The organism is Limosilactobacillus urinaemulieris, assembly GCF_932750685.1.
In the GTDB taxonomy this organism is placed as follows: Bacteria; Bacillota; Bacilli; order Lactobacillales; family Lactobacillaceae; genus Limosilactobacillus; species Limosilactobacillus urinaemulieris.
The window spans coordinates 259758-272639 of sequence record NZ_CAKOBX010000002.1 but is presented as its reverse complement, the minus strand read 5'-3'; the positions used below and the strand labels follow the sequence as shown (position 1 = coordinate 272639).

At 42.0% G+C, this 12882-nt stretch carries 13 protein-coding genes; 12 read left to right on the top strand and 1 reads right to left on the bottom strand.

Annotated features, from left to right (window positions below; all coding sequences use genetic code 11):
- Nucleotides 1-78: 78 nt before the first annotated feature.
- Nucleotides 79-1005 (bottom strand): magnesium transporter CorA family protein, encoded by a 927-nt coding sequence (locus MR181_RS02705; protein ID WP_242334526.1) that lies wholly within the window; start codon nucleotides 1003-1005, stop codon nucleotides 79-81.
- 241 nt (nucleotides 1006-1246) lie between these two features.
- Between MR181_RS02705 and MR181_RS02700 the strand changes: the two genes are divergently transcribed.
- The 12 genes from MR181_RS02700 (at nucleotide 1247) to MR181_RS02645 (ending at nucleotide 12868) form a co-directional block, all read left to right on the top strand.
- Nucleotides 1247-1699 carry a MarR family winged helix-turn-helix transcriptional regulator gene (locus MR181_RS02700; protein ID WP_242334524.1) on the top strand — a complete coding sequence of 151 codons (453 nt, stop codon included), beginning with the start codon at nucleotides 1247-1249 and terminating at the stop codon, nucleotides 1697-1699.
- An 18-nt stretch (nucleotides 1700-1717) separates the two neighbouring features.
- On the top strand, nucleotides 1718-2437 hold the full coding sequence (locus MR181_RS02695; protein ID WP_242334521.1) for a B3/B4 domain-containing protein: 720 nt from the start codon (nucleotides 1718-1720) through the stop codon (nucleotides 2435-2437).
- A gap of 91 nt (nucleotides 2438-2528) precedes the next feature.
- On the top strand, nucleotides 2529-3767 hold the full coding sequence (gene glyA, locus MR181_RS02690; RefSeq protein ID WP_242334518.1) for a serine hydroxymethyltransferase: 1239 nt from the start codon (nucleotides 2529-2531) through the stop codon (nucleotides 3765-3767).
- 117 nt (nucleotides 3768-3884) lie between these two features.
- Nucleotides 3885-4925: a zinc-binding dehydrogenase gene (locus MR181_RS02685; RefSeq protein WP_242334515.1), complete on the top strand. Its 1041-nt coding sequence runs from the start codon at nucleotides 3885-3887 to the stop codon at nucleotides 4923-4925.
- A gap of 109 nt (nucleotides 4926-5034) precedes the next feature.
- A complete protein-coding gene (locus tag MR181_RS02680) occupies nucleotides 5035-5715 on the top strand; it encodes a matrixin family metalloprotease (protein ID WP_242334513.1) in 681 nt (226 codons plus the stop codon).
- Nucleotides 5716-5800: 85 nt separating this feature from the next.
- Nucleotides 5801-6172, top strand: coding sequence for a cupredoxin domain-containing protein (locus tag MR181_RS02675; protein WP_369807469.1), 372 nt, complete (start codon nucleotides 5801-5803; stop codon nucleotides 6170-6172).
- Nucleotides 6172-8094, top strand: coding sequence for a copper-translocating P-type ATPase (locus MR181_RS02670; protein ID WP_242334510.1), 1923 nt, complete (start codon nucleotides 6172-6174; stop codon nucleotides 8092-8094). The genes MR181_RS02675 and MR181_RS02670 overlap by 1 nt, the downstream gene beginning before the upstream one ends.
- A gap of 171 nt (nucleotides 8095-8265) precedes the next feature.
- Nucleotides 8266-8823, top strand: a complete 558-nt coding sequence (gene efp / locus MR181_RS02665; RefSeq protein WP_040530735.1) for an elongation factor P — start codon at nucleotides 8266-8268, stop codon at nucleotides 8821-8823.
- 285 nt (nucleotides 8824-9108) lie between these two features.
- Nucleotides 9109-10128: a hypothetical protein gene (locus MR181_RS02660; RefSeq protein ID WP_242334507.1), complete on the top strand. Its 1020-nt coding sequence runs from the start codon at nucleotides 9109-9111 to the stop codon at nucleotides 10126-10128.
- Between the two features lie 52 nt (nucleotides 10129-10180).
- Complete coding sequence (locus MR181_RS02655; protein WP_242334504.1) at nucleotides 10181-11383, top strand: ATP-binding protein; 1203 nt, start codon at nucleotides 10181-10183, stop codon at nucleotides 11381-11383.
- Nucleotides 11364-12224: a DNA adenine methylase gene (locus MR181_RS02650; RefSeq protein ID WP_369807470.1), complete on the top strand. Its 861-nt coding sequence runs from the start codon at nucleotides 11364-11366 to the stop codon at nucleotides 12222-12224. Before MR181_RS02655 ends, MR181_RS02650 begins: the two co-directional genes overlap by 20 nt.
- A 2-nt stretch (nucleotides 12225-12226) precedes the next feature.
- Nucleotides 12227-12868, top strand: a complete 642-nt coding sequence (locus tag MR181_RS02645) for a hypothetical protein (protein ID WP_242334499.1) — start codon at nucleotides 12227-12229, stop codon at nucleotides 12866-12868.
- Nucleotides 12869-12882 lie beyond the last annotated feature (14 nt).

The following is a 12882-nucleotide window of genomic DNA, read 5'->3' as shown; positions in this document are numbered from 1 at the left end:
TACTTTCTAAAACAAAAAGTAGTGAAATTCTTAATCCGTCGATTAAAAATTTCACTACTAATCTTAGTCTGTTTTTACTTAACGATAACTCTTTCTTTTTAGGTAAATTGCAATGATAATGGCCAAGCTTACCGAAATAGTGACGGTAAACCAAAAACCAAATTGAGTATTTTTCCACGGGAGACCACCGACATTCATTCCCATGAATCCAGAAACTAGTGCTGCGGTAGCAATTACTAGCCCAGCGGAGTCAAGAAACTTCATTAGGTTATTTAAGCTGGAATTCATCATTTCGGTAAATAAGCCGCTAATTGAATCGAGGAGATCACGAAAAATATGGATTGTTTTAGCAAGTCGCCGTTGCTGAATGTCTAATTCAAAGCAAAGATCTTTTTGGTGAATGGTTTCTAATTGGGGGTTCTTAATAAAGGCGGTAATTGTTTCCGACTGATCGTTCATGGTGTGTTCAAAGAAAACTAATTTTCTGGTTAGGTTAGTTAATGTTCTTAGTTCATCATTGTTGAATGACTCTTGGGCAGCGGCATCAAGGCGGTCGATTTCCGGTTTATATTTTAAAAGAGCGTTCATTAGATTTTGCTGGCATTTTAGGATATAGCCTGTAATGAAATCAATAATTTGTGACTTCTTTTCTGCAAGCTGTCGTTGGTACGTTTCGCTATTATCCGTGCAAACGATTAAAGTATCCTGATTAAAAACCATAATGGCAGGAGTTAGCTGGTTTTCAATTTTTTCTGGTTCGGTAATAAAGTCATAGACTACCAGAATATGCCCTCCTGGAAGAGCGTTGCTGATAAGCGGGTGGTAACGTGAAACCTCTTCGGGAGACGAGCAGTAGTCAAATGTTAAGGGGTCGAGATCAAAGGAACGACAAACTTGATGGAGTTCTTTTTTACTCGCTCGTGTAAGCAAAATCAAATTACAGTCTTTGAGGTCTGCAGGAGACTTTTCTGAGCTATAGGTTGAAAGCTGGTATTTTGTTAGCATGGGTCACCTCACAATAATTATTGGAAACTTTATAGCTTGATTCTAGCATAGCCTTGTGTTTAACAGGCTTTAGCGATTAAAAGTTAATAGACTTCTTACCAGTTTATGAATCTCTTTAACTTTACTCAGGGATGAAGGAGTTTATTCAAAAATTGTTGCGCATAAGACGAGATAATTTTTAGATTTTTGTTGCATTTGCAACAAAAATCAATATAATAAAAAGGGTAAGGAGATATTTATCATGATTGACATTTTGCGTGAGGTGGGAATGATTGAGCGAGCGCTTGATTCAATTTCCAACATTGAATTTAAGGACATTAACTTATCTAATCTGCAATTTCTTTATGTGGTACGGATTTATGAGCACCCAGGAATTATCGCTGAGCAACTTGCTAATCTGATAAAGGTCGATCGGACAACCCTTGCCCGTGCTGTACGACGTTTGGAAAAACAGGGTTATGTCTATCGGGAAAGCGATCCAGATAATAAAAAGATTAAACACCTTTACGTTACGGAAAAGGGGAAACGAATTTATCCTTTTATTATCCGAGAAAATTCGCATTCAAATGAGGTGGCGTTAACGGGCTTCACAGCAAAAGAAGCACAGCAGGTTCATGATTATTTGACCCGAATTCGTCAAAATATTGATGCTGATTGGAAATTCGTTAAGCATGGTGGCAAGAGAAAATATTAACTAGAGGAGCGATTTAAAATGGATCAAGTAACAGTCGATCAAGGCTTCTGGGATCTCTTCCCGGACGCTCAAGTGAATATTTTGTACGCAAACGGAATTGATAACCACGATAATGATGGGAACATTGCCGAACGACGGAAGCTGCTTCACAATGCAACTGAGGAAGCACAGAAGTTCTTAACAAACGAAACATTCCGGTTAAATCCGGTGATTGACCAATGGCGAAAGGCTTACCAACAATTTAAGAAAAAGAAAGGTGCGCGGGCATCTGTTGAGGCATTATTAAAGCGAGCTGATCAAGGACGAACTTTTGAACCAATTAATCCGCTAGTTGATGTTTACAACAGTGTTTCAATGACTTATGGCGTTCCGGTTGGAATTGAAGACCGGGATAAGATTACTGGCGACATGCACCTGGGAATTGCAAAGGGCGGCGAAGCGTTTGATTCGGTTGGTGACGGCAAAAATGAGCCAGCCCTTGAAGGTGAAGTCCTTTGGTACGACAATGAGGGCGCGGTTTGTCGTTGCCTGAACTGGCGTGACGGTGAACGGACGATGCTGACTGAAGATTCACAAAACGTGGTTGCCGTAATTGAATCAGTTAATGCTGAGCAAATCAAGCGGGCAAACGAAGCGATGGATGAATTAAGTAAGTTAATCAACCATTACTTTGGTGTTGAATCAAGTCAAGTATTCCACCTAACTAAGGACAACCCAACAGCAGTGGTGCCAAAGTAATTAATTTAATTAAGACTAGGAATGTTCCTGGTCTTTTTTTGATATAATCAATTTAGTAATGTTGTGTTGAAGCGATTAAGGAGTGATCTTGATGGATTATGCAGGAAAGTCACCAGAATTATGGGCAGCAATTAAAAATGAGGAACAACGACAACAGGAAACGATTGAGCTGATCGCTTCCGAAAATATTGTTTCTAAGGAAGTTCGGGAAGCGCAAGGATCCGTATTAACTAATAAGTATGCGGAAGGTTATCCGGGTAAACGGTACTATGGTGGTTGTCAATATATTGATCAAGTTGAACAATTAGCAATTGACTACGCAAAGAAGCTTTTCGGTGCTGAATATGCGAACGTTCAACCCCACTCCGGTTCACAAGCAAATATGGCAGTTTATCAGGCACTCCTTAAACCAGGGGATAAGATCCTTGGAATGGGAATGGATGCTGGTGGTCATTTAACCCACGGCGCAAAGGTAAACTTCTCAGGAAAAGTTTATGAATCATATAGTTACGGCTTAAATCCATCAACTGAGGAACTTGATTTTGATCAGATCGAGCAATTAGCGTTGGAAATTAATCCGCGGTTGATCGTAGCTGGAGCTTCTGCTTATAGCAAGATTATTGATTGGCAAAAATTCCGTAAAATCGCGGATGAAGTTGGCGCATACTTAATGGTTGATATGGCGCATATTGCTGGGTTAGTAGCCACAGGTGCTCATCCTAGCCCGGTACCGGTTGCGGACGTTGTGACAACGACTACTCACAAGACTCTCCGTGGGCCTCGTGGCGGGATGATCCTTTCTAAGTCGTCAGAAATTGGTAAGAAGATTAACTCAGCGCTTTTCCCTGGAACTCAGGGTGGCCCGCTGGAACACGTCATTGCCGGGAAAGCTCAGGCATTTTATGAGGACCTTCAGCCACAATTTACCGACTATATTAACCAGGTTGTCAAAAATGCCGCAGCAATGGCTGATGAATTTAATCAGTCTGCCACGATTAGGGTTGTATCTGGGGGCACTGATAACCACTTAATGGTAATTGACATTACTAAGACTGGTATTACCGGTAAGGATGCCCAAGACCTATTGGATGGGGTTCACATTACAACGAATAAGGAATCAATTCCAAACGATCAGCGGAGTCCGTTCGTGACAAGTGGTTTGCGGATTGGAACTCCAGCGGTAACTAGTCGGGGCTTTAAGGAAGCTGATGTTCGCCAGGTAGCTGATTTAATTATTAAGTTGCTAGAACATGCAGATGATGAAGCGGTTAAGAAAGAAGTTGCCCGGCAAGTCCATGAGCTAACTAGTAAGCACCCAATTGAAGAATAATTAGGGAAGAATTATTCTGTAAACGAATAGCTGGTCATAGGAAGAAAGCATTTTCATTTACGGCACTTTTTCCTTATAATAAAGGGGAATGTTATTGCAAGGAAAGGAGTCCTCAAAATGAAGAAGGCATTTTTTGCTAAGGCAGGACAAATGGAATTAAAGGACGTAGAAAAGCCAACAGTTCAAGCGGCCGACGATGTAATTTTAAAGATCGTACGGACTTGTGTATGTGGATCAGATCTCTGGAACTTCCGGGGGATTAACCCACTCAAGGGCGGCGAAGAAAACTCCGGTCACGAAGCTTTAGGAATTGTTGAAGAAGTCGGGGATGACATTACTACGGTTAAGCCTGGCGACTTTGTAATTGCCCCATTTACTCATGGCTGTGGTCAATGCGCTGCTTGTCGTGCGGGATTCGACGGCTCATGTGAAGATCATGCTGATAACTTTAGTAATGGTGTTCAAGGAGAATACTACCGCTTCCAACATGGTCAATGGTCACTTGTTAAGGTTCCTGGTCAACCAATCGATTACAGCGAAGGAATGCTGAAGTCACTTTTGACCCTTGCCGATGTAATGGCTACTGGGTATCATGCTGCCCGGGTTGCTAACGTTAAGGCTGGCGATACCGTTGTTATTATGGGTGACGGTGCGGTTGGCCTTTGTGCAATTATCGCTGCTAAGATGCGTGGCGCTAAGAAGATCATTTCTACCAGTCGGCATGCAGATCGAGAAGCCTTGGCGAAGGAATTCGGGGCAACTGATAATGTTGCTGAGCGTGGTGACGAAGCCGTCAAGAAGATTATGGAATTGACTCATGGTGACGGTGCCGATGCTGTTCTTGAATGTGTTGGGACTGAACAATCAACTGATACAGCAATGAAGGTTGGCCGTCCAGGTGCCATTGTTGGTCGGGTTGGCTTGCCACACACGCCAAAACAAGATATGACTGCCCCATTCTACAAGAACACGATTGTTGCTGGTGGTCCAGCTTCAGTTACTACTTACGACAAGGCTGTTCTTCTTAAGGCCGTTCTCGATGGCGAGATTAATCCTGGTAAGGTCTTCACTAAGACGTTTACCCTTGACCAAATTCAGGATGCATATAAGGCAATGGATGACCGTCAAGTTATTAAGTCTTACGTTGTAATTGACTAAGCAAATTAATAAATTAAACAAATCGTCCTCTGATTTGTCAGGTCATTATTCTTGACGAATTGAAGGACGATTTTTTAAATTAAGGACGAATGTGGAAGGAGGGGTGAAGATGCGTCGTTATTTCTTATTGTTCTTGACGTTAATAACGGTTGGCTTAATTACTCAGCCGGCTAGTGCTGATGATAATAATTCATCACTGCCAACAAGCTATTTCAACCAGGATGCTGAAGATGCCAGTTCAAACGATTTTAGTTTTAATGATTCTGACCAGACGCCAAATAGCCAGAAACTAGCAATTCCTCAGAATACCCCAACACCCCTTGAAGGGATCAGGTGGCGGAAACGGACGATCCTGATCTATATGCGGACCACTGATCCCCAATTAAAAGCTGCTTTCCGAAGTGCGGTCAAGAAGTGGAACCAGGTTAAAGTGATTAAACTTAAGTGGACGAAAGATGAGGATAAGGCTAACATCATTGCCACGGATAGTGATCTTTCTGCTCATACCAGCAACAACGGGGTCGGTTATCAGACAGCCCAGCTGGGAGAGACTAAGACCGAGTATAATCCTGATACCCATGAATTACATAAGGCAACCTCAATTCTTGATCCTTACCAGCTAGACTATACTAACCCAGAATTTCGGAGTGAGGTTGCTCAGCACGAGCTAGGACACGCCTTAGGATTGGCCCACGCTCCGGAATATCAGCATAGTGTCATGGTACCGCGGAATATTCGCAACGGAATTACCAAACAGGACCAGAAAAGCATTCGGCTCCTTTACCAATAAGCTTTTATTGTTGACAAATGTAAACAATGATTTACAATAAGTTTATAAATTACATCTGTAAACGATAAAAGCGGAGGAAATTATTATGGTACAAATCATTGTTTTAATCGTAGCGATTGCGTTAATTGCGGGAATTATTTGGTGGTTCTTTGGCAAACATACCGAAAGCAGCGAAAGGGCAACGGTTAATGATCAACACCAAGTTGCAACAGTTGTGGTTCACGGTGGCTATTCCCCAGAAAAGGTTGTTTTGAAGAAGGGGGTTCCAGCAACCGTTAACTTTGAGATGAAGGACGGCACTGCTTGTTTATCCCACGTTGTTTTTAATAAGTTGGGAATTGATAAGGACCTTACTAAGCAACCAGTAACTTCAATTAAGATTCCTACTGATAAGGCTGGTGAATACAACTTTGCCTGTGGGATGGATATGTTCCATGGAAAGGTGGTTGTTAAGTAATGAAACTATCTAGCATCCAACGTTTTTGGATTTCATTTATTTTAACGATCCCGATGATCATTCAAATGCTGGCAATGCCGTTTCATTGGATGATGCCTGGATATAATTGGATTGCTTTAATTACGACAACCTTAGTAATGCTTGTGGCAGCGGTACCTTACTGGACGAGTGCGTGGGTTGCTTTCAAGAATCATCATGCGAACATGAATACTTTAGTTGCGTTAGGGACGGGAATTGCCTATTTCTATAGTATTTTTGCAATGATAACTGGACGGGCAGTCTACTTTGAAAGTGCTGATTTTATTGCCGTTTTCGTATTGCTCGGTGATACGATGGAAGAGCGGATGCATAATAACGCGTCAAACGCTCTAAAAAAACTTCTCGACCTGCAAGTAAAGGAAGCTGACGTCTTACGGGATGGTAAGTTTGTTCAAGTACCATTAAGCCAAGTCAAACAGGGAGACATTGTTCGGGTGAAACCGGGACAAAAGATTGCCGTTGATGGAGTTGTTACGAAAGGATCGACAACTGTTGATGAGTCAATGGTGACCGGTGAAAGTATGCCAGTGAGAAAGAAGGTCGGCGATAACTTAATCGGTTCGACGATTAATGGTGACGGGGCAATTGAATTTCGTGCCACGAAGGTTGGGGATGAAACCGTCCTTGCTCAGATTGTTGAGATGGTCAAGAAAGCCCAAACCAGCCATGCGCCAATTCAGAATCTCACTGACCGAATTTCAGGAATCTTTGTTCCAGCGGTCTTGATTATTGCAATTATCACCTTTGTAGTGTGGTATGTCTTCCTCGGGGCACCGGCAGTAAACGCGATGCTTTTTGCGGTAGCCGTGATTGTAATTGCCTGCCCATGTGCATTAGGGTTAGCGACCCCAACAGCATTAATGGTTGGAACAAGTCGCGCTGCCAAGATGGGGGTCTTGATTAAAGACGGTCAGGCACTTGAAGAGATTAATGCTGTAAAGACAATCGCCTTTGATAAAACCGGAACGATTACTGTTGGTAAGCCAACTGTTACTGATGTGGTCGGTAAGCCAACTAGGGTTTTACAGGTTGCCGGAAGTTTGGAAGCATCATCTGAACACCCGCTTGCTAAGGCGATCGTAGAAAAAGCTCAACAAGAGAAGATTGAACTTCTTCAAGTAACCGAGTTTGAGGCAGTTGAAGGTCAAGGGGTAACAGCCAAACTTGACGGTCAGCCAGTATTTGTCGGAAGCTTGAAATTAGCAGGAAATGAACAGTTAACAGAAAAGCAGAAGGAATGGGCAAGCAAACTTCAAAATGAGGCCAAGACAGTGGTTTATGTTGGCCTTGGCAATGAAGTTATTGGGTTGATTGCTATTCAAGATACGCCAAAGAAGAGTTCTGCTACGGCAATCGCCCAGTTAAAAGCACGAGGACTTCGGACGGTAATGATTACCGGTGATAATGAACAAGTTGCTCGAGCGATTGCAAAGGAGGTTGGCATTGATGAAGTGGTTGCCGGCGTAATGCCAAATCAAAAGTCAGCTGTAATTGAATCGTTGCAAAAGAATGGTAAAAAGGTTGCCTTTGTGGGTGACGGAATTAATGACGCTCCCGCTTTGACAACGGCTGATGTCGGAATTGCGATGGGCTCAGGAACTGATATCGCGATTGAATCGGGAAGCATTGTCCTTGTTAAAAATGATCTACGTGGCGTTGTCCGGGCATTGTCGATTAGTCAAAAGACTTTTAATCGAATTAAGCTAAACCTCTTCTGGGCATTAATCTATAACGTTATCGGAATCCCAATTGCTGCTGGTGTCTTTGTTAGTGCTGGCTTGACCCTCAGCCCAGAATTTGCCGCATTAGCGATGGCCTTTAGTTCCGTTTCCGTTGTTACCTCTTCATTGTTATTAAATTGGACAAAAATTGAGGATGCCTAAGACTTAATTTTTGAAATTAACTAAATTGCTGTGGTAGGTGTGATACAATAAGAATTGAATGCTTTATGAGCAAAATTACGAACGAAGCCATGAGGACGGGATTAATGTGATCCTGGATCATACTCTCATTGTGAGAGCGTAGTTCAAAAATACGTGAAGGAGTTTTTAGTTATGATTCAAACAATCGATCTGAAAAAAGGAATGGTTTTTGAACGCGGTGGCAAGTTGCTCCGGGTTCTTCAAATCAACCACCACAAGCCAGGTAAGGGTAACACCTTAATGCAAATGGACATCCAAGACGTTCGGACTGGTTCTATTGTCCACACTACTATGCGTCCATCCGAAAAGGTTGAACAGGTTAATGTTGACAAGCGTCAAGCACAATACCTTTACGACCAAGGTGATGCTTCAGTATTCATGGACATGGAAAACTATGACCAATACGAAGTTTCTGCTAGTCAATTAGGCGACGACAAGAAGTACTTGGTTGAAAACATGAAGGTTACTGTTAACTTTGTTGATGGTGAAATCGTTGGGATCGAATTGCCAACCACTGTAGAACTTGAAGTTGCTGATACCCAACCAATGATCAAGGGTGCTACTATTGATGGTGGTGGTAAGCCAGCTACAATGACTACTGGTTTAGTTGTTAACGTTCCTGCCTTCATCAAGAATGGTGACAAGCTGATTATTAACACTACTGATGGATCTTACAAGTCACGTGCCTAAATTAGAGTGCGAGCCCGTTAAAACTTTCCGGTGGCTAACGATTTCTCCGCTGAACGGCGTCTTGCCGTCGGAGGCGGAGGTCGTTAGCTCTAGCGAGTTCCGAGGAAGCGTGTTTTGACTATGTAGCCTAGAACGTGCTACACATTAAATCAAAAAAGACTAAGCTGAATTTTCAGCTTAGTCTTTTTTGACTAGTGGGTGTTATCGCTTGAATAAGAATTTGACTTCGAACAATTGTTCTAGTATATTTAGATAACAATTTGTTTTAGTGGAGTAGTGACGATTTTGAAAAAGATAATCACAATGACGGCTGAACGCAGAGCTGGCATTTTAAAACAATTAAATAAGCGACAGATCGAAGCCCTTAGTGAGTTTACTCGCTTCACGATGCTTTCGCAGTTCCATACTCGTCACTATTTACAAAATACTGATTGGCAGTTTGTGGGGATGGTTGTTGATCCCTGGTATCGACGAGCACACGGGCACCATGGCGAAAATCTTTATTGTGATTGTGGGCGCCGGTTAAAGAACCAGTTTATTCTTCGTTCGCGTTCGACGGGTAAACGGTTATATTTAGGAATTACTCACTTTCAACAGCATGCAAGTATCCCGATGACAGTTGCTAAGGAAATCCAGCGGGGGATCAATGAGGTTCATTTGTACATGGATAGCATCCTGTTGAAGTACCAATCTGGGAAACGCTTCCCTGAGAAATTATTTGACTATGCATACCAACATAATGGGTTTAAGAATCGGGAAAGTACAGTTTTATTTCAACGCTGTCAGCTTTTTAGTCAGGTTAATTTACCACTATATGAAACTGACGAACATGACTTACGCGCCCTAGTTGAACAGTTGAAGGCAGGAAATCGACCACGGTTAACCAAAGAGCAGATCCGCCAGTTATTAGCATCAACCGCTGATGACTGGCGACAGATAGAGCAACAGATTACATTACTTACGTACCAGCTGAGTGAACAAGGATTAGGACAACAGGAACTTCACCGGGTAAAAAGCAATGCGACAAATTATTCTCTTCAAAGAAGGAAGAGTCGGTTCTTAGTCCAAAATTGGAAGGCACTTAATACACTAACCCTGACTAAGGCGCGGACCCAGCTAGCAATCAAACTGCGTGAGCTTGCATTCTACGTTTTAATAACTGAGCCGCTTGCAGAACAATTAATGATTAGTCGGACACAAGCACTGCAGATTCTAAAGACGCATCGTTATTCAGTGAAATCATCTCATTCATTTGGCGTTCGGGAAGCTAGACAGCTGGTGACGACTATCGTAAGTGAACGGTAAAGAGTAGAATAGGGAGAGGATAGACGCGGATCAAATTGGAGGGCTGCATCATATGACTCAAACAACATTTGCAATAACGAGCGCTGGAAAGTTGGTTCAGGATATTCATCCTTTAGTTGCTCATCATTTACTTGTCGTGGGACAAACGGGAAGCGGTAAAACCACGAGTACTTTATCATTACTTGATCAATTGCAACGCACCAACTACACCACGATTATTTTTGATCCAACTGGTGAGTATTCAAAACTACCTAATTCAGTAATCTATAAATTAGGTAAAAATGCTTATCTTGAGGCTGGACAGTTAAGTGCTCATCAATTACGGGAAGCTCTTCAAATATCGGGATCACCGCTGTTGAATGCTAAACTATCGCAGGCTATCAATGCATTACGGATCCAACAGAACCTTGTTCAAAGCAATCAGCCATATGTTAAAATTGGGGTTCCGATTGCAGATTATCAAAAACAACTGGCAAGGCTCAGTAACTGGTCTCGTTCATTTGCACCCCAGCAGTTAGCTGAACAATTAATTGAGGAGTTCGTAATCCCATATCCTGATGAACGAGCTGATTATTCATTGCTGGGGCAACAGTATGATCGCCCGACAATTAATCGAGAATGGAATGCAATTGCGACAATTCGTCAACGCCTTGTCAGCGAGGCCTTTCGGGTACTATTTGATCCGGAGCCGCATCCAGGAGTTTTTAAGACAGAATTAAATTTTGTCATTAAAATGTTTTTGGAACACCGGAGCAGTCACCGAACATTAGTAATTGATCTTTCAAAATTGAAGCAATATGAGGAAAGTCAACGAGTAGTGATCTCATTGCTGCTAAAAAATCTTTTGGCTGATCGCCTGCAAGTGCCTAATAATTTTCCAGTTAATATTGTTCTTGATGAAGCTCACCGATACTTACCACAGGATGAACAGCAGCTTGCGGATAACGGCATTTTCCAGGTCTTACGTGAAGGACGCAAGGTTGGCCTGTCAATGACATTGACCACTCAATCACCATTAGATTTGCCGGCCCGCTTACGATCACAATTTGCTAACCTCTTACTTCATCATTTGACAAGTCCGGAAGAACTTTCTAGTTTAGCGATTACTGACGGGATTGATTTACGTGAGATTAGTCGGTTATCAACTGGAGAGGCAATCCTGTTGCTAGCAAATACACCACAACGAAAAATTAAGGTTAACCTGCCAAAATGGTGGGAAAATAATCATGATGGGAATGAAGAGAATGGAGACTGAAGGACAAACAACTGCTGTGCCATTTGTAAAATGGGTTGGTGGTAAACGACAATTACTAACCGAATTGGCATCCTATTACCCGAAAAAATTTAATCGTTATTTTGAACCATTTATCGGGGGCGGGGCTAATTTACTTAATCTTCTCCCGAAGAAGGCAACGATTAATGACTTTAATGAGGAATTAATTAATGCTTGGCAAGTGGTTAGAGAACAGCCTGAGAAGCTAATTAGCCTGGTTAGCGAACATGCAGATAATGATAGTAAAGAATATTATTTGGATATTCGGTTAGCTGATCGTGATGGTCGTTTGTCAAAAATGTCCGCAGTTGAACGAGCAGCGCGCTTTATTTATTTGAATAAGGCCGGCTTCAATGGCCTTTGGCGCGTTAATTCGAAGGGACAGAATAACGTTCCCTATGGTGCTCACAAGAAGGTTAATGTTCCGGTCAATGCGATTCGAAATGATCATCATTATCTAGCTACTCATGATATTGAAATCCTTCAGGGTGACTACCGGAACGCAGTAGCAAGTGCCGGACAAGATGATTTTGTTTATTTTGATCCGCCGTATATTCCCGTAAATCAAACAGCTGCATTTACCAGTTATACCAAGGACGGCTTTGGTTTAGTCCAGCAAGAGGAACTGCGTGATTTAGCGATCCAGTTGGCCGATCGTGGGGTTAAGGTAATGTTGTCTAATTCCGACGTACCGTTAATTGAGCAACTCTATGCTGATCAGCACTTCCGTATCCATCACGTACAAGCGCGCCGAAGTGTTAATTCAAAGGGAAATAAACGGGGTAAAGTTGGCGAAGTAATCATTACGACTTATGGAGATTAAATATGATTGAGAATGGTACAGGTGGCGCAAATACTAATTTAAATGGTCTTGCATTTGAACGACAAACAGATTTAGCCCATCACTTGGCAAATGATTTTAACGGAAGATATGAGTTAACAGAATATCCGATCAAAAAAGAAAATTTGGTGAAAAGCGGGGCTAAAGATCGACATTATCTTGTCCATGATCGGATTAATAATGAAGATATTGGTGTCGTGACCAAACAGTTTCAGTTTTACAATGTCTTGAAACAAGTTTATGGAATTAAAAATATTCATCATAAATTCTGGAAACCTGATGAAGCCTTTTTTAACTTTAAACGCCGGACAGTTTTTATTGTTGAAAAGAAGTATCAAAATGGTTCTGGATCTGTTGATGAAAAGTTATTCGGCTTTAATGCTAAGCGAGTTCTCTATCAGGAATTGTTTAATCGTCAGATGAAAGAGCCGGTTGTTCCAGTAGAATTTATTGCGATGTTTAATCGTTCATGGTGGCTAGATGGTCAAACATTAGATAAAACCACGGGCAAACTAAAGAAAACCCAATCGGTTGATTATCACGATTATTTTGACAGTCTCCGAAATAATGGAGTCCGAATTATGTTTGATCATTATGAAGACTGGTATCTTGGACTAGCCGACTAGAGTGATTAATTCGT